This window comes from Micromonospora palomenae (assembly GCF_007829925.1).
Classification (GTDB): Bacteria; Actinomycetota; Actinomycetes; order Mycobacteriales; family Micromonosporaceae; genus Micromonospora; species Micromonospora purpureochromogenes.
The window spans coordinates 354,037-371,850 of record NZ_VIXA01000001.1; the positions used below are offsets into that span (position 1 = coordinate 354,037).

Sequence of the window (17,814 nt, forward strand, 5' to 3'; positions counted from 1 at the left end):
GATGGCAGCAGCCGATGAGCGCAGACACCCCGGCGGACCCGCCCGGTTCGCGCCACCGTGCGGCCGGGCGGAGCGCGCGGACCGGCGCTGGGGGAGCGCCGGCGGGGTCGAGCCCCGGCGGGTGGGCCGGGGTGACGGGTCACCCCGGCCCGGTGCCGGTCGGGTCAGGGCAGGGTCCAGCGCTGGGCGCCGGTGCCGTTGCAGTCGTGGATCTGCAACTGGGTGCCGTCGGTGGTGTTGGAGGCCGGGATGTCGAGGCAGCGGCCCGACTGCGGGTTCTTCAGGCTGCCGTCGGGTTGCGGCGCCCACTGCTGCGCGCCGGTGCCGTTGCAGGTCCAGAGCTGGACCGGGGTGCCGTTCGTGGTGCCGCTGCTCTTGACGTCGAGGCACTTGCCCAGCCCGCGGATGGTGCCGTCGCCGGGCAGCGTCCACCGCTGGGCGCCGGTGCCGTTGCACGTCCACAGCTGCACCCTGGTGCCGTCGGCGGTCTGGCTGGAGCTGATGTCGACGCACTTGCCCAGGCCCTTGATCTCACCGGTCCGGGCGCCGCCGGTGCCCACGCCCGGGCCGGTGAAGGTGTAGCTGTCGACGTCGAGCAGCGCCCCGCTGCCGCCGGTGAACACCAGGTACAGGTCGTGGGTGCCGTCGTCCGGCTTGGTCACGGTGGCGCTGAGCTCGGTGTAGTTGTCCCAGCCACCGGTGTTGGGCACCGCGATCCGGGCGACCTCGGGGCCGCTGGCGGAGTCGTACCGGAAGGAGACCGTGCCCCCGGCGCCGCCGGAGGAGACCCGGGCCCTGACCCCGGTGATGCCCTTCAGGCTCACCGCGTGGTGCCGGACGTTCTCCCCGTTCTGGATGTCACCGAGCCGCTTGCCGCCCTGGGCCGCCGCCTGGTCGATCACCTTGGGGCCGTTGAGCGTGACGTGGTGCTCGGCCTGCCACTGCTTGGGGTAGAGGCTGATCTCCCGTTCCCCGGTCAGCGGCACGGAACCGGTCGCGCCCCGGTCGGTGTAGCTGCCGCGCAGCACGAAGAAGAGCACCGAGTCCGGGCCGGCGTGCACCGGACCGGTGTTGAAGGTGGCCCCGCAGCCGGTGCCCTGCCCCTCCTCGTGCGCGTGCTCCTGGTGCCCGAGCGCGGCCCGGACCACGACCGCCGAGCAGGCCGGGGTGCCGTCCTGCGGGTCACTGGCCGCGGCGGAGACGGTCAGGTCCTGGCCCCAGTCGAAGAGGCCGCCCGCCGGCAGCCCGCTCAGGGTCACCGTCGGCCGGTTGTTGCCGACGACGACCGGCACGGTGGTGGTGCCGCTGCGACCGGTGCCGTCGCTGACCGTCAGCCGGGCGTGGAAGCTGCCGTTCGACGGGTACGTGAACGACGGGTTGGCCGCCGTCGAGTCGACGCTGCCGTTGTCGGTGAAGTCCCAGGCGTACGTCAGGGGGTCGCCGTCGGGGTCGGCACTGCCGGCGCTGGAGAAGGTCACCGCCAGCGGCGCGAGACCGTTGTCCTTGTTCACCGCCGCCCTGGCCACCGGCGACCGGCCACCCTGGACGTAGTTGATTTTGTAGAGCCCGGCGTCGGTGGCGCCGGAGAACCAGCCGCTGCCGTACTCCAGCAGGTACAGCGAGCCGTCCGGGCCGAACTCCGCGTCGATCGGGTGCACGAACGTCATTCCCGCGAGCACCGGCTCGATCACGGTCGGCGCGCCGGTGGCCGGGTTGCCGTTGTCGAACTGGACCTCCTTGATCCAGTTGCGGCAGTACTCGGAGATCAGCAGCTTGTTGTCGTAGTAGGCCGGCCACTTGACCTGGGAGTTCAGGTTGGGGTCGTAGTGGTAGACCTCGACGTGGTTGGGCGAGCCGCAGCCGCCCGGGTTGTCCAGGGCCGGCCAGTCGTCGCTGCCGCCGTGCTGCTCCCACACCAGCGCCGGCTTCGTCGGCGGGAGCTGCGTCAGGCCGGTGTTGCGGGGCGAGTCGTTGACCGGCCCGGTCGCGCCGCCGCAGGGGAACCAGCCGCGCGGTGCGTTCGCCGCGAAGTCCCAGTCGTTGTACGCCACGTTCGGGCCGCCGCAGTAGGGCCAGCCGTAGTTGCCGGGCCCGGTGGCCCGGTTGAACTCGTCGTAGGCGGCCGGCCCCCGGTTGGCCAGGTCGGCGCCGGCGTCCGGGCCGACCTCACCCCAGTAGAGGGTGTTCCCCGCCTTGCGGTCGACCCAGATCCGGTACGGGTTGCGTACCCCCATCACGTAGATCTCCGGCCGGGTCTTCGCCGTGCCGACGGGGAAGAGGTTGCCCGACGGGATGGTGTAGCTGCCGTCGTTCTCCGGGTGGATCCGGTTGATCTTGCCGCGCAGGTCGTTGGTGTTGCCGGACGTGCGCTGGGCGTCGTACTGCGGGTTGCGGGTCGTCCGCTCGTCGATCGGCGCCATCCCGGCGGAGTCGCCGCCGGAGTTGGTGTTGTCGCCGACGGCGAAGTAGAGGTTGCCGCCGGTGTCCCAGCTCATCGAGCCGGCGGAGTGGCAGCAGAGGTCGCGTTCGGTGGGCCACTCGATGAGCACGTCCTCGCTGGCCGGGTCGAGCACCAGGGTGGCCGGGTTGAAGGTGAACCGGGAGATCCGGTTGACCAGCGGGGTGACCTTGGGCGAGTAGAAGAGGTAGACCCAGCGGTTGGTGGCGAAGTTCGGGTGCGTGGTGATGCCGATCAGGCCGTCCTCGAACCGGGCGTCGAGAGCGAGGGTGAGCGCGACCGTGGTGGACCGGGTGGCCGGGTTGAAGAGCCGGACCTGCCCGCCGCCGGCGCTGGTGCCCCGGTTGATGTAGAGCACCTTGCCGTCGGGCAGGACGGCCAGTTCGATCGGCTCACCCATCGTGAGTCCGCTGTCGAGGGTGATCTTCTCGAATCCGCTGGTCGGCGGGACGGCCGCCACGGCGGCGGCCGGGTGAGGCGCGGCCGGCTCGGCGGCGGGGTGCGGGTGACCGGGATGGGCGAGAGCCGCCGACGGTACGGCGGCGGCGAGCGCGGTGAGCAGGGCGGTGGCGGCGACGAACAGGCGGCGTTGCGGGACGCGTGACACGGGACCTCCGAGCGTCGTGACGAGCTCGGTGCTACTTCCGCCGCCGCCTCGAGGAGCACCGTGGGGTGGTCAAGACATTAACGTCTTTCGTTCGATCTGAACAGAAGTGAAGCCCGCGCAATCGAAAGTTGTCGAGATTCGAAGGAATGTCGTGGCTCGGCTCGCGAAGGAGTGCGCGCCCAGCTGCCACAGGTATCCGCTCAGGTTCGGCCAGCACGGCGGCCAGGTCCAGCTCGAAGGCGACCGCGTTGACCCGGACGAGGTCGCGGTAGATCGACCGGCGGCTCAGCGTGCGGGGCTGGGCGCCTTGATGCCGGCCACCGCCGCGAAGCCGGCCAGTGCGATCTCGGCCGACTGCTGGAGGTCGGCGCGGGCGACGCCGGCCGCGGCGTGCACGGCGTGCCCCTCGGTGACCACCGCGACGAACCGGGCCAGCGCCGCCGGGTCCGCGTCCGCGGGCAGGTCGCCCTCGGCCACGGCGCGGGCGAGGCGGTCGGCGAGGGCACGTTCACCAGTCAGCCGGCTGGCGGCGAGGAACTCGGCGACCGGGGCGCTGCCGGTGCCACCGGCGGTGCCGCCCTGGATCGACAGGCACCCGGCGGGGCAGTCGGAGCGGGTCAGCGCGAGCACGTTCTCGCGCAGCAGGGTCGCCACCACCTCGTACGCGGTGGGCTGGGCGAGCGCGTCGCGCGCGTACGCCATGTCCCGCTCGGCGTACCGGGCCGCGACCTTGCGGAAGAGCTCCTCCTTGCTGCCGTAGGCCGCGTAGAGGCTGGGCTTGTTGATGCCCATCGCGGCGGTCAGGTCGGCCATCGAGGCGCCCTCGTAACCCTGGCGCCAGAACACCTCCATCGCGCGGTCCAACACCTCGTCGGCGTCGAACCCGCGCGGTCGCCCCCGTTGCGGCATGGCGGCACCCCCCCGGTGCACCATGGCACCTCCGGCGCGACCGGTCGGTACAGAATTGTCCGGCTGGTTCGGGCCGGTGGGGAGGGTGTTCAGCGCTTGACGCCGTCGAGCGCTTGCATGATCACGTCGGTGACGGCCTGGGGCTGGCTGACCATGATCACGTGCGAGCCCTCGACCTCGGTGATGGTCGCCCCGGCCCGCTGCGCCATGGACCGCAGGACGTCACTGCCGGCGGCCTTGTCGCTGGCGGGGACCGCGGCCCAGGACGGCAGGGTGCGCCAGGCCGGTTTCCCGGTGGGTTGGCCGAAGGCCAGCGACGAGACGGGGCGCTGGGTGGCCGCCATGACGGCGGCATCCTTCTTCGACACGTCGGCGGCGAACGCGTCGTGGAACTTCGCCGGGTCGATCAGGAACTCCGTCTCGGTGCCCTGGGCGGTCGGGTACGTCACCTGCATGAGCGCGGAGGTGAGCACGCTGTCCTTGGAGTCGCCCTCGATCGCCAGCAGGGTCTCGCCCTCGTCCGGGGCGAAGGCGGCGACGTAGACCAGGCCGACCACGTTGTCGACCTGGGCCGCGGCGTTGGTGATGACCGCCCCGCCGTACGAGTGGCCCACGGCCAGCACCGGGCCCTCGGTCTGCTTCAGCGCGCTCGCGACGTACGCGGCGTCCTCAGTGACGCCGCGCAGCGGGTTCGGCACCGCCTTGACCGTCACGCCCGCGGCCTGGAGGCGCTCGACCACGCCGTTCCACCCCGAACTGTCGGCGAAGGCGCCGTGGACCAGGACGACGGTCGGCGTGCCGTTCGGTGCGGTGGCCATGGTGGTTCCCCTCATCGCAGTCGTGGGGCGCGGACGAGGGTCCACGCCGGAGCCCGTCAACTACTGAGGGTAGCCAGGGCGGTGCGGAGAGATCGGTGTTTCCGCTCCGCCGCCTCACCGGTGCGGCGCGCTGCGCGGCCCGCCGGCGGGATGAGCCGGGACGGCGCGGGCGGGTTCACCCCGGCTCGCCCGAGTGTGCCCGGCGGACGGTGCCGGCTCCGTAGAATCCCGCTGTGCCGCGCATCGTCCAGCTGCTGGCCTCGCCGGTACACCGCTACGTGGGGCGGCCCGCCGACGGCCCGCTGCCCGCTCCACCCGGCGAGCTGGTGACCGAGGTCCGGCTCCGGGCCGAGCTGGGCATCGTCGGCGACCGGTACTTCGGCCGGCCGGCGCACCGCGCGGCGAGCGTGACCGTGATCGCGCAGGAGTCGCTGCCGCCCGGCGTCGACCTGGTGCAGGTCCGGCGCAACATCCTGACCACCGGCATCGCGGTGGACGAGCTGGTCGGATCGGTGCTCGTCCTCGACTCGGGGGACGGCCCGGTCAGCCTGCGGGTCAACCGGCCGGCCAACCCGTGCGCCTGGATGGACGTCACGATCGGCCCCGGCGGATGGCGTGCGCTGCGGCGCCGGGGCGGCGTGCGCTGCACGCCGTTGAACGACGGCACCCTGCGCGTCGGCCCGGTGGACGTCGACGTCGTCGTCGACAGCTGACGACACCGCGACCGGGGTGAGTCAGGGTGTACCGATCGGTTGAAGCGCGGGTCGGAGTGCCACGAGGTGGGGGGGCGACGGATGGGCGGGCGCGTCACGTCCAGTCTGTCCGGTGCGCAGCAGGTCGACGGAAGCGTGGCGGCGCCGGCCGGAATCCGGGGGATTCCGACCGGCGCCGCTCGGCGGGTCAGCCGGGGTGGGAGCAGGTGTTCGGGATGGTCGGGCCGGAGGTCACCAGCTGGACGGCGGTGGCGGCGCCACGACCGGCGGCCGGTCGTCGCAGGTGATCGTGTTGGGCAGCAGCCACGGGGCGAGCCACCCGCCGTCGTTGCCGCCGAGGTCGGTCAGGCTGAACTCGGATCCGGCGGGGGTGAAGTGGAAGGAGCCGCAGTTGTTGACGCCGACCGCCCCCACGTTGCGCGCGTCGACGTTCGCGAACGAGGCCGAGCCCGCCGTGCGGGCGCTCACCACGGACGTTCCCGCGCCGTCCACCCGGACGTCGCGGAAGTGCACGTTCGTGATCGAGTACCGGTCCTTCACCGGCCAGTCGCTGACCAGCATGATCGCGTTGTAGGTGTTGTCCAGGTAGTGGTCGCCGACCACCTGGATGTCGGCGTCGATGCTGCGGTCCAGGGCGTAGAACCAGATGGCGCCGAGGCCGATGTTCCAGTTCAGCTCGTAGGTGCCGGCCCGGGCGGTGGTGTTCTCCGTGATCCACAGGTGCCCGGTGAACGGCTCGGCGCCGAACCGGGAGCCGACCTGGATGGCGCTGCCCTCGCGCACCGGGTCGGCGACCAGGTTGCGCGAGACGGTGTTGTCCGTGCCGCCGTACACGGCGATGCCGTTGGCGAGGACCGGCGACTGCACGGTGTTGCGGTCGATGATGTTGCCCGCGTTGCCGGTCTTCTCCGACCACATGGCGAGGCCGTCGTCGCCGCTGTTGCGGACGAAGTTGTTGCGCACCACGGAGTTGGTGACGCCGGTGTGGAAGTTCAGGCCGTCGGCGATCTGGTCGACGATGACGTTGTTCGTGACCCGCAGGTCGGTCATCGGCCCGTCGAACCAGAGCCCCACCTTGGTGTGGTGCAGGTAGAGGCCGTCGACGCTGGAGTGGCTCAGCGCGCCACCGACGCCGTTGACCTGGTCGGTGTCGATGCGCTCGCGGACGTCGCCCTCGATCGCGAAGCCGGACAGGTGCACGTTGCGGCTGCCGCCCGCCGACGCGGGCCGGCCGTAGAAGCCGACCCCGGTGTGCACCGAGCCGTCCGGGGCCGGGGTGTCGAGCGCGACCTCGCGTCCCTTGACGATCGTGTACCAGTTGCCGGCGCCCTCGATGGTGACGTCGTCGACGATGATGTGGCGGTTCACCTGGTAGGTCCCCGGCGGCAGGTAGACCTTCAGCTTGGTACGCCGGGCGAAGGCGATCGCCCGGTCGAGGGCGCCGGCGGAGTCGCGGCGGCCGGTCGGGTCCGCGCCGAACGCCAGCACGTTCGCCGCGACCGGCACGACGCGCGGCGGGGCGACCAGCTCCGAGTCGAGCAGGTCGATGACCGTCCACGGCGCGACGCTGCCCGCCGGGACCGCGAGTCGCAGCACGCTGCCCGCCGGATACGTCCGGCCGAGCAGCATCCGCTGCTCGTCGTAGAAGTGGTGCGGGCGGAACGGCCTGGTGATCGTCGGGGTGGGCGTGGTGGCCGCGGGGACGCAGGAGCATTCGGTGATCCACCAGTCCGGGTGCAGCAGGCCGGCCGTGGGGTCGTTGGAGAACGGGTACTGGTTGTACAGCCAGGCGTACTGCGAGGTGAGCGTCATGGTCCGGGCGGGCCGGCGACCGACCGAGACGTCCAGCGGCGCGGTGATGCCGCCGCCGGTGGGCGCGTCCGGGATGCTGTAGCGCACGGTGATGGCGTTGGTCGCGGCCGGCAGCGTGAACTCGACGAACTGGCCGGGTGCCAGGCTCACCGCCCGGCGACCGGAGGCTTCCGACGCCAGGGTGTACGCCGTGCGCCCCGGGCCGATCAGCGTGCCGTTCGTGGTGGCCTGCTCCGCCTCCTGCTCCAGGAAACCGACGTCGGCGCCCCGGCCCGCGACCAGCGACGGGTCGAGAGCGGCCCGGGTGACCACCGGGGGCGCGGGCGGGGCGGCCTCGGCGCGGGCCGCCCCGGCCCCACCGGTCACCGTGACCGCCATGACCGCCGCCATGGCGGCCGCCCCGCCGGTTCGCCGGCGCGCCGGTCCGCCCGGCCGTCCTGTGCTGGTTCGAGACATCGCGTGATCCGTTCTCCCGAGGACCCGACGACCGTCATCGACGCCGCGGGCAGTCCCCGTCGTGCCGCGGTGGATGTCAGAAGCGAGGCGAGTTGGTTGCGGCGATGTTATTTCTATAAGCTGTCAATATTCAAGCAGGTGTTTGTGCAGGAATTGCGGAGGCGACTTGCCCGGTCCGCGGGCGGCTTCGGCGGAAAGAGACTGCGTGACGTCGAGCGTTGACGTGACACGTCAGCGTGCAGTTCATTTCTTGCAGTGTCGGTGACGTATCATCGCGGCGTGACGAAGCGACTGACCGAGGTGGCGAGGAAGGCCGGCGTCAGCGAGGCCACCGTCAGCCGGGTGCTCAACGGTCGTGGCGGCGTCTCCGAGTCGACCCGTACCGCCGTGCTCACCGCGCTGGACGTGCTGGGCTACGAGCGGCCGACCAAGCTGCGGGGGGAGCGGGCCCGCCTGGTCGGGCTGGTGCTCCCGGAGTTGCAGAACCCGATCTTCCCGGCACTCGCCGAGGTGGTGACCGGGTCGCTCGCCCAACGGGGTTACACCCCCGCGCTCTGCGCCCGGACGATCGGCGGCGTCTCCGAGGCGGACTACGTCGAGATGCTGCTCGACCACCAGGTCTCCGGCGTCATCTTCGCCGGTGGCTCGTACGCGCTGGCCGACGCCTCGCACGAGCACTACCGCCGGCTGACCGACCGTGGGCTGCCGGTGGTGCTGGTCAACGCCGGCGTCGACGCGCTGGACTTCCCCCGGGTCTCCACCGACGACGCGGTCGCGGTCGAGCAGGCATACGGGCACCTGCGCTCGCTCGGGCACGAGCGGATCGGCCTGGTGCTCGGCCCGGAGGGGCACGTGCCGTCCCGGCGCAAGCTGGACGCGATGGTCCAGGCCGCGAACTGGGGCGACGACCGGGAGTGCGTCGAGCGCTCCAGCTTCTCGATGGAGGGCGCGCGGGTCGCCGCGACCAAGCTGGTCGAGCGGGGCGTGACCGGCATCATCTGCGCCAGCGACGTGCTGGCCCTGGGCACCATCCGGGCCGCCCGGCGGCTGGGTCGGGCGGTGCCGACCGACGTGTCGGTGGTGGGCTTCGACGACTCCGCGTTCATGACCTGCACCGACCCGCCGCTGACCACCGTGCGGCAGCCGATCGAGACGATGGGCCAGGCCGCGGTGGACCTGCTGGTCACCCAGATCGAGGGGGCCGGCGTGCTGCACGACGAGCTGCTGTTCGAGCCCGAACTGGTGGTACGCGGCTCCACCGCGCCCGCCCCCGGCCGCTGACCCGGGCCCGCCCCCGGTCGTCGGTCGACCGCCGGCCACCGTTCCCGCCGCTGACCGTCCCGGCGGCCACTGACCGACGATCCGGCCACGAACCGCCTCCCTGACCGCCGACCGACGCTGCAAGGCCGTCGACCGCTGCTCGCGGTCGGCGGCCGCTTCGTCGTTGCCGTCGCCCGGCGCCGAGCAGCACCGGCCCGATCCAGCCGGTCCACACTGCTCAACCCCACGCCGACCAGGTTGGACGCCGCCTGGACCGCCGGAAGGTTCCCGCGCGGGCGACGGACCGGGCACGAGCGCCAAAAGCTGGGAACACCCCACAACTCGGGCACCGCCCACGGCTCTGTCATCATCTGCCACGCCGACGTCACGTCCTTTCAGTGCACGGTCGAAACCTTGCTGAAATGAGTCGGCCTCGCTACAGTGACTCCACTCACAGCTGGCCCCGACGCAGCTACCGGGGGTCAGGTCACCCGATCAATGCAGATCACTCGCAGGGCGGCGCCGCAGTGCGATCACCGCAGGTCGGCGACGTCCTGAAGACACCCGTTCCCGAAGGGATGGACAGATGTCCGTACCGCAGTACCGGAAGGCTGCGGCGTTGGCGCTCGTGGCCGGCCTGGGGCTCAGCCTCACGGCGTGCTCCACGAAGAGCGACGACACGACGAGCGATGCCGGTGGCAAGGTCACCATCACCGTCGACTGCCAGCCGGTCGGCTCCCAGAAAGAGCTGCTGAAGAACTGGAACGACGATGTCGTCGAGTTCCAGCGGCAGAACCCGAACATCGTCATCAAGAGCGTCAGCGTCGGCGAGCAGTGCAACAACCCGCCGGACTTCACCGCCCGCCTCGCCGGCGGCACCGTGACCGACGTGTTCTACGGGTACATGACCGATCTCCAGCAGGTGCTGGACTCCGGTCAGGCGATGGACATCACCCAGTACGCCACCAAGGACACCGTCCCGACCTGGGACAGCGTCGACCCGGCGCTGAAGGAGGTCTTCACCGACGGCGGCAAGCTCTACGCCGTCCCGGTGAAGAACTACTCGATGGGCCTGGTCTACAACAAGGTCCTGTTCCAGCAGGCGGGGCTCGACGTCAACAACCCGCCCAAGACCTGGGGCGAGGTCCGCGACGCCGCCAAGAAGATCTCCGCGCTGGGCAACGGCATCGCCGGGTACGCGGAGTACAGCGCCGGCAACACCGGAGGCTGGCACTTCACCTCCCTGCTCTACTCGCAGGGCGGCCAGGTGCTGACCCCGGACGGCAAGAAGGCCGACTTCAACAACGCGATGGGCAAGCAGGTTCTGCAGAGCCTCAAGGACATGCGGTACGGCGACAACAGCATGGGCGCCCGCCAACTGCTCCAGTGGGGTGACCTGCTGACCAATGCCGGCGCCGGCAAGGTCGGGATGTTCGTCGGCGCTCCGGATGCCACCCAGGCGATCGTCAGCCAGTTCCAGGGCAAGTTCCAGGACTGGGCGATGGGCCCGCTGCCCGGCCAGGACGGCCCGGCGAAGGCGACGCTCGGCGGTGGCGAGGGCTACTTCTTCAAGAAGGGCCTCTCTCCGGAGCAGGTCAAGGCCGGTCTGAAGTGGATCGCGTACCAGAAGCTGACGCCGGGCAAGGGCCAGTTCGACTACGTCCGGGCCAAGCCGCAGAACTACCCGGTGGGCCTGCCCCAGCCGCTGCTGTTCGCGAACGGCAGCGAGGCGCAGAAGCAGGAGTTGGAGCTGCGCAAGGCGAACGCGAACGTCGACACCGCGAACTTCGCGATCTTCGAGGCGAACCCGGTGCCGATCAAGGGTGAGCCCCGCAACGCGCAGGCGATCTACGCGGTGCTCGACGCCGTGATGTCCGGGGTGCTGACGAACCCGAACGCGAACATCGACGCGCTGCTCAAGACGGCCGAGGACAAGGTCAACAAGCTGCTCGCCGAGAGCTGATCCGATCGTGTGGGGGCCGGCGCGCCGGCCCCCACACCCTCCGCGCCGCACCGTCGGCCGCTGACTCACGCAGGAGTTTGTCTTGGTGATCACCACCGTCCCGGGGACCACGAGGGGAGCGGGTCGTCCCGCGTCGCCGTACCCGGCCGGACCGCAGCGTACGAGCCTCGGCCGCAAGGTACGGGACAACCTCACCGGGCACACCTTCCTGATCGGCGCGGTGCTCTGCTTCGCCGTCTTCTCCTGGTACCCGATGATCCGCGGCATCGTCATGAGCTTCCAGCGCACCCGGCGGGGCGAGACCACCTGGGTGGGCTGGGACAACTACCTGCGCATCATCGACGACCCGAGCTTCTGGACGGCCTGGAAGAACACCTTCTACTTCACGGTTCTCGCACTCGTCCTCGGGTACGCGGTGCCGTTCTTCGTGGCGATCCTGCTCAACGAGTTCCGCCACGCCAAGGGGTACCTGCGGATCCTGGTCTACCTGCCGGTGATGCTGCCGCCGGCCTCGGCGCTGTTCCTCTTCAAGTTCTACGCGTACGACCCCAGCGAGGCGGGGCTCTTCAACGCGATCCTCACGGCGCTGCACCTGCCGACGTCGCAGTGGATGCAGTCACCCGAGATGACGATGCCGGCGATGGTGCTCGCGTCGACCTGGATGAACATGGGCGGCGCGGTGCTGATCTACCTGGCGGCGCTGCAGAACATCCCCGGCGAACTCTACGAAGCCGCCGAGCTCGACGGCGCCGGGATCTGGCGGCGGATCGTCCACGTGACGATCCCGCAGACCCGGCTGATCCTCGCGCTCCTGGCGATGCTCCAGATCGTCGCCACGATGCAGCTCTTCATCGAACCACTGATCCTCGCCAACGGTGCGGGCGCGGAGGACTCCGCGACCTCGGTGGCGTACCTCATCTACCAGCACGGGTTCTTCCAGAACGACCTCAACGGCGCCGCGGCGCTCGGCGTGATCATGCTCGTGGTGCTGGCCGGCTTCTCCGCCGCCTACCTGCGGCTGAGCGCGAAACAGGACTAGGACGGGGCGAGCAATGGCACAGGACTCCGGGACCCGGACCCTCATCTCTCCTGCCCAGCTCCGGCGGGGGCGCGGCAAGGTCGTCTACTGGACGCTGCTCGCCGTCGTCGTGGTGGGCTTCACGCTGATCTTCCTCGGGCCGCTCTACTGGATGGTCACCGGCGCGCTCAAATCCGGCCAGGAGATCGCGCAGACCCCGCCGTCGCTGTTCCCCGCCGACCCCGAGCTGCGGAACTACGCCGACGCGTGGACCAACCTGAATCTCGCCAAGCTGCTGTTCAACACGTTCTACTACGCGATCGGCGCGCTGCTGTTCCAACTCGTCCTCGACACCGCCGCGGCGTACGCCCTGTCGAAGCTTCGACCGGTGTTCGGCAACCTGATCCTCGCCCTGATGCTGGCGACGCTGATGATCCCGGCGATGGTCCTCATCGTCCCGCAGTACGTGACCGTGATCGACCTGCCGATCCTGCACCTCAACCTGCTCGACTCGCCGTTCGCGATCTGGCTGCCCGCGGTCGCGAACGCGTTCAACATCTTCCTGCTGAAGCGGTTCTTCGACTCGATCCCGGAGGAGCTGATGGCGGCGGCCCTCGTGGACGGCGCGACCCCGCTGCGCACGCTCTGGTCGATCATCCTGCCGATGTCGCGCCCCATCCTCGGCGTGGTCTCGATCTTCGCCGTGACGGCGGTCTGGAAGGACTTTCTCTGGCCGAAGCTGGTCATGCCGTCGCCCGAGACCCGGACGGTCAGCGTCGGCATCTACGCCTTCTCGGGTGGTACGCCGATGAACGTGGTGATCGCCGCGTCGGTCATCGCCGCGATCCCGACCGTCGTCGTCTTCCTGATCTTCCAGCGAAACATCATGTCCGGACTGACCACCGGCAGCCTCAAGGGCTAGCCCCGCGGCTGCGGACGCCGGGCAGGACAGCCGCCGGCGGGCTCGACGAGGAGCCGACCGCACCGCTGCACCACCAGCGCAACCATCCCCGCGCGACGGACGACGGCCGCTCGCCCGATTCACCCTCAGGTCCGGCGAACCCGCCGACCGACGCAGAAAGCAGGTGCTCGTGTCCACAGCAGACAAGGGTCCGTGGTGGCGTGGAGCCGTGATCTACCAGGTGTACCCGCGTAGCTTCGCCGACGGCAACGGCGACGGCATCGGCGACCTCGCCGGCATCCGGTCCCGGCTGAGCCACCTGTCCGCGCTCGGCGTCGACGCGATCTGGTTCAGCCCCTGGTACCCCTCCCCGATGGCCGACGCCGGCTACGACGTGGCCGACCACCGCGACATCGATCCGGTCTTCGGCACCCTGGCCGAAGCGGAGGCGCTGATCGCGGAGGCACACGCGCTCGGCATCCGGATCATCGTCGACGTGGTGCCGAACCACTGCTCCGACGCGCACCCCTGGTTTCAGGCGGCGCTCGCCGGCGGGCCGGACGCGCCGGAGCGGGAGCTGTTCTGGTTCCGCCCCGGCCGGGGCCCGAACGGCGACCAGCGGCCCACCGACTGGGTCGGCGAGTTCGGCGGCGAGACCTGGACCCGGACGGTCAACCCGGACGGCACCCCCGGCGACTGGTACCTGCACCTGTTCACCGCCGAGCAGCCGGACTTCAACTGGGACCACCCCCGGGTACGGGCGGAGTTCGAGGACATCCTGCGGTTCTGGTTCGACCGCGGGGTGGACGGCATCCGGATCGACTCGGCGGGCCTGCTGGTCAAGGACGGGACGCTGCCCGAGGCCCTGGCGGACCGGCCGCACCCGTTCCACGACCTCGACGGGGTGCACGAGATCTACCGCGCCTGGCGCCGGATCGCCGACTCCTACCCGGGGGAGCGGGCGCTGATCGGCGAGGTGTGGCTGCCGGACCAGGAACGGTTCGCCCACTACCTGCGCCCGGACGAGTTGCACTCCGCGTTCAACTTCGACTTCCTCGGCTGCGCCTGGGACGCGACGGCGCTGCGCCACTGCGTCGACGAGACGCTCGCCGCGCACGCCCCGGTCGGCGCGCCCGCCACCTGGGTGCTGTCCAACCACGACGTGACCCGCCACGTCACCCGCTACGGCCGGGCGGACACCACGTTCAGCTTCGCCAGCAAGCGCGAAGGCGTCCCCACCGACCTGGAGCTGGGCACCCTCCGGGCCCGCGCGGCGGCGCTGCTCACCCTCGCCCTGCCCGGCGCGGTCTACGTCTACCAGGGCGAGGAGCTGGGCCTGTGGGAGGTCGAGGACATCCCGCCCGCGCTGCGCCAGGACCCGATGTGGGAGCGCTCGGGTCACGGCCGGGACGGCTGCCGGGTGCCGCTGCCCTGGGCCGGCGACGCACCGCCGTTCGGGTTCAGTCCGGACGGCGCGACCCGGACGCCCTGGCTGCCCCAGCCGGCGGAGTGGAAGGACCGGACCGTCCGGGCGCAGACCGACGACCCGCACTCGATGCTGGAGCTGTACCGGGCGGCGATCGGCGTGCGGCGTAGCGAGGCGGACCTCGGTGACGGGACGCTGCGCTGGCTGCCGGCCCCCGACGGGGTGCTCGCCTTCGCCCGCGGTCCCGCCTTCGCCTGCCTGGTGAACCTCGGCACGACCCCGGTGCCGCTGCCCCGGCACGAGGCGCGACTGCTCGCCAGCGCGCCCCTGGACGACGACCTGCTGCCGCCGGACACCGCCGTCTGGCTGCGTACCCGGAAACGGCCGGCCGATCCCGGCGCCGCGCCGGCCTGCTGAGCTGACCCCGGCGCCGGCCGGTCCGTCCCGACCGGCCGGCGCCACCCCCACCGGCCGGTCCGTCCCGACCCGCCGCCACGTCGCCGGCCCCCCTCGCCGGCGCGACCGAACGGAGGTACCGCAGAGCGCAACGCCCGCACCACGGGGGACCCGGCCCGCCCGACGAAACGGAGAGCACCCCTCATGGCCCACCACACCATCGGCACCCCCGCTCCACCCCCGGGACGATCCGCCCGCTCACTGCTGGCCGCGATCGTCGGCACCACGCTCGTGGCGGCGTGCGTCAGCGCCGTCGCGATCTCCACCGCCACCCCGGCACAGGCCGCCGGGCTGTCCCCGTTCGACATCGCCGGCCGCGGCGCCACCGTGCCGTTCGTCGAGCACGAGGCCGAGCGGGCCAGCCACAACGGTACGAAGATCGGCCCGACCCGCTACTACGGTCAGTTGCCGTCCGAGGCGTCCGGCCGGGAGGCGGTCACCCTCGACGCCGCCGGCGAATACGTCGAGTTCACCCTGACCGCCCCGGCCAACGCGGTGACCTTCCGCTACAGCCTCCCGGACAACGCCGCCGGCACCGGCCGGGACGCCAGCCTCGACCTGCGGGCGAACGGCAGCCTGGTGAAGGCGGTGCCGGTCACCTCCCGGTACGGGTGGTTCTACGGCGGATACCCGTTCAACAACAACCCCGGTGACACCAACCCGCACCACTTCTACGACGAGACCCGGACGATGTTCGGGACCACCTACCCGACCGGCACCAGGATCCGGTTGCAGGTCTCCTCGACCGCCCAGTCGCCGAGCTTCACCGTCGACCTGGCCGACTTCGAGCTGGTCGGCGCGCAGATCGCCAAGCCCGCCGGCGTGCTGGACGTGGTCACCGACTTCGGCGCGGACCCGACCGGCGCCACCGACTCGACGGCGAAGTTCCAGGCCGCCGTGGACGCCGGGAAGGCCCAGGGCCGGGCGGTGTGGATCCCCGCCGGCACCTTCACCCTCTGGGACCACGTGGTCGTCGACGGGGTGACCCTGCGCGGCGCCGGGCCGTGGTACTCGGTGCTCGGCGGCCGGCACCCCACCGACCGCAAACGCGCCGCCGGCATCTACGGCAAGTACGTGCCCGGCGGCGGGTACAGCGGGGGGATCCGGCCGCACGAGGCCGGCGGCCCCAGCCGCAACGTCACCCTGCGCGACTTCGCCATCATCGGCGACATCCGGGAACGCGTCGACGAGGACCAGGTCAACGCCATCGGCGGCGCGATGAGCAACTCGGTGGTCGACAACGTCTGGATGCAGCACACCAAGGTCGGCGCCTGGATGGACGGCCCGATGGACAACTTCACCATCCGCAACAGCCGGATCCTCGACCAGACCGCCGACGGGGTGAACTTCCACTGGGGCGTCACCAACTCGACGGTGACCAACACGTTCGTCCGCAACACCGGCGACGACGCCCTGGCGATGTGGGCGCAGAACGTGCCGAACGTCGGCAACTCCTTCACCCACAACACCATCGGCGTGACCGTGCTCGCCAACCACCTGGTCACCTACGGCGGCCGGGACATCACCATCGCCGACAACGTCACCGCCGACTCGGTGACCAACGGCGGCGGCATCCACGTCGCCAACCGCTACCCCGGGGTGCAGGGCCCGACCGCGGTCGCCGGGACGATCACCGTCGCCCGCAACACGTTGATCCGCAACGGCAACTCCGACTACAACTGGAACTTCGGCGTCGGCGCGATCTGGTTCTCCGCGCTGAACGAGCCGATCCAGGGCGCCGACATCCGGGTCACCGACACCGACATCCTGGACAGCTCCTACGCCGCCCTGCACTGGATCGAGGGCCAGACCAGCGGGATCAGCTTCTCCAACGTCCGGATCGACGGCGCCGGCACCTACGCGCTGCAGGTGCAGGCGCCGAGCCAGGTGTCGTTCACCAACGTGCGCGCCACCGGCATCGCGCAGAGCAACCCGATGCACAACTGCGTAGGCAGCGGCTTCCAGATCAGCCAGGGCGCCGGCAACTCCGGCTGGTACACCGCCACCCCGTACTGCGGACCGTGGCCGACCCCGCAGTGGGGCAACGGCCCGACCAGCCCGCCCACCGGCACCCCGACCACCCCACCACCCACCACTCCGCCCCCGACCACCCCGCCGCCGACCGGGGGCAACCTGGCGCAGGGCCGGCCGGTGACCGCGTCGAGCGTGTCGCAGAACTATGTGGCGGGCAACGCCGTGGACGGCAACGCCGGCAGCTACTGGGAGAGCGCCAACGGCGCGTTCCCGCAGACGCTGACCGTCGACCTCGGCGCGGCGGTCAACACCGACCGGATCGTGCTGAAACTGCCCGCGGGCTGGGAGACCCGTACCCAGACGCTCTCGGTGGCCGGCTCGACGGACGGTGCGGCGTACTCGACGGTCGTCGGGTCGGCGGGGTACACGTTCAACCCGGCCACCGGCAACGCCGTGTCGATCACCCTGCCGGCCGGCAGCCGGCGCTTCCTGCGGCTGAGCTTCACCGGCAACACCGGGTGGCCGGCGGGCCAGGTCGCCGAGTTCGAGGTGTACGGCGGCGGCACGACCCCGCCGCCCACCACCACGCCGCCGCCCACCACCACCCCGCCGCCGTCGGGGAACCTGGCCCTGGGCCGGCCGGTCACCGAGACCAGCCACGCCGACGTGTACGGCGCCGGCAACGCGGTCGACGGCAACCCGGCCACCTACTGGGAGAGCGCCAACAACGCCTTTCCGCAGTCGCTCACCGTCGACCTGGGCGCCGCCCGTTCGGTGTCCCGGGTGGTGCTGAGGCTGCCGCCGGCGACGGCCTGGCAGACCCGTACCCAGACCCTGGCGGTCCTCGGCTCAACGGACGGCGGAACGTTCACCACGCTGAAGCCCTCGGCCGGGTACACCTTCAACCCGGCCACCGGCAACACGGTCACCATCACCTTCCCCGCCACCACCCAGCGGCACCTGAGGTTGACCTTCACCGGCAACACCGCCTGGCCCGCCGGCCAGGTCTCCGAGTTCGAGGTCCACGCCGCCTGACGGCGCCC

11 protein-coding genes are annotated in these 17,814 nt (G+C 71.3%); 7 read left to right on the forward strand and 4 right to left on the reverse strand.

Annotation, left to right across the window (positions count from 1 at the left end):
- Window positions 1-164: 164 nt before the first annotated feature.
- The 3 genes from FHX75_RS01550 to FHX75_RS01560 form a co-directional block, all read right to left on the reverse strand.
- Complete coding sequence (locus FHX75_RS01550; RefSeq protein WP_154936298.1) at window positions 165-3,065, reverse strand: ricin-type beta-trefoil lectin domain protein; 2,901 nt, start codon at window positions 3,063-3,065, stop codon at window positions 165-167.
- A 285-nt stretch (window positions 3,066-3,350) separates the two neighbouring features.
- Complete coding sequence (locus FHX75_RS01555; protein ID WP_154936299.1) at window positions 3,351-3,974, reverse strand: TetR/AcrR family transcriptional regulator; 624 nt, start codon at window positions 3,972-3,974, stop codon at window positions 3,351-3,353.
- A gap of 89 nt (window positions 3,975-4,063) precedes the next feature.
- A complete protein-coding gene (locus FHX75_RS01560) occupies window positions 4,064-4,792 on the reverse strand; it encodes an alpha/beta fold hydrolase (protein WP_154936300.1) in 729 nt (242 codons plus the stop codon).
- Window positions 4,793-5,025: 233 nt separating this feature from the next.
- Between FHX75_RS01560 and FHX75_RS01565 the strand changes: the two genes are divergently transcribed.
- Window positions 5,026-5,505, forward strand: coding sequence for a molybdenum cofactor biosysynthesis protein (locus tag FHX75_RS01565; RefSeq protein WP_154936301.1), 480 nt, complete (start codon window positions 5,026-5,028; stop codon window positions 5,503-5,505).
- Between the two features lie 231 nt (window positions 5,506-5,736).
- Here the strand turns inward: FHX75_RS01565 and FHX75_RS01570 are convergent, their stop codons facing one another.
- Window positions 5,737-7,695, reverse strand: coding sequence for a glycosyl hydrolase family 28-related protein (locus FHX75_RS01570; RefSeq protein ID WP_425463479.1), 1,959 nt, complete (start codon window positions 7,693-7,695; stop codon window positions 5,737-5,739).
- A 357-nt stretch (window positions 7,696-8,052) separates the two neighbouring features.
- Between FHX75_RS01570 and FHX75_RS01575 the strand changes: the two genes are divergently transcribed.
- From FHX75_RS01575 to FHX75_RS01600, 6 genes are all read left to right on the forward strand, one after another.
- Complete coding sequence (locus FHX75_RS01575; RefSeq protein ID WP_088961541.1) at window positions 8,053-9,054, forward strand: LacI family DNA-binding transcriptional regulator; 1,002 nt, start codon at window positions 8,053-8,055, stop codon at window positions 9,052-9,054.
- Window positions 9,055-9,619: 565 nt separating this feature from the next.
- On the forward strand, window positions 9,620-10,996 hold the full coding sequence (locus tag FHX75_RS01580; RefSeq protein WP_154936303.1) for an ABC transporter substrate-binding protein: 1,377 nt from the start codon (window positions 9,620-9,622) through the stop codon (window positions 10,994-10,996).
- Window positions 10,997-11,078: 82 nt separating this feature from the next.
- The gene (locus tag FHX75_RS01585; protein ID WP_154936304.1) at window positions 11,079-12,035 is read left to right on the forward strand and encodes a carbohydrate ABC transporter permease; all 957 of its coding nucleotides are present in this window, start codon (window positions 11,079-11,081) and stop codon (window positions 12,033-12,035) included.
- A 13-nt stretch (window positions 12,036-12,048) separates the two neighbouring features.
- Window positions 12,049-12,936: a carbohydrate ABC transporter permease gene (locus tag FHX75_RS01590; RefSeq protein ID WP_154936305.1), complete on the forward strand. Its 888-nt coding sequence runs from the start codon at window positions 12,049-12,051 to the stop codon at window positions 12,934-12,936.
- Window positions 12,937-13,144: 208 nt separating this feature from the next.
- Entirely contained in the window at window positions 13,145-14,758 is a 1,614-nt protein-coding gene (locus tag FHX75_RS01595) for a glycoside hydrolase family 13 protein (RefSeq protein ID WP_211364291.1), read from the forward strand.
- Window positions 14,759-14,941: 183 nt separating this feature from the next.
- Entirely contained in the window at window positions 14,942-17,806 is a 2,865-nt protein-coding gene (locus tag FHX75_RS01600; RefSeq protein WP_154936307.1) for a galactose-binding domain-containing protein, read from the forward strand.
- The last annotated feature ends 8 nt before the right edge of the window (window positions 17,807-17,814 follow it).

Coding starts and splice junctions, on each gene's coding strand:
- FHX75_RS01570 (WP_425463479.1), bottom strand. CDS start 7,695: ATGGCGGTCACGGTGACCGGTGGGGCCGGGGCGGCCCGCGCCGAGGCC.
- FHX75_RS01560 (WP_154936300.1), bottom strand. CDS start 4,792: ATGGCCACCGCACCGAACGGCACGCCGACCGTCGTCCTGGTCCACGGC.
- FHX75_RS01580 (WP_154936303.1), top strand. CDS start 9,620: ATGTCCGTACCGCAGTACCGGAAGGCTGCGGCGTTGGCGCTCGTGGCC.
- FHX75_RS01600 (WP_154936307.1), top strand. CDS start 14,942: ATGGCCCACCACACCATCGGCACCCCCGCTCCACCCCCGGGACGATCC.
- FHX75_RS01555 (WP_154936299.1), bottom strand. CDS start 3,974: ATGCCGCAACGGGGGCGACCGCGCGGGTTCGACGCCGACGAGGTGTTG.
- FHX75_RS01590 (WP_154936305.1), top strand. CDS start 12,049: ATGGCACAGGACTCCGGGACCCGGACCCTCATCTCTCCTGCCCAGCTC.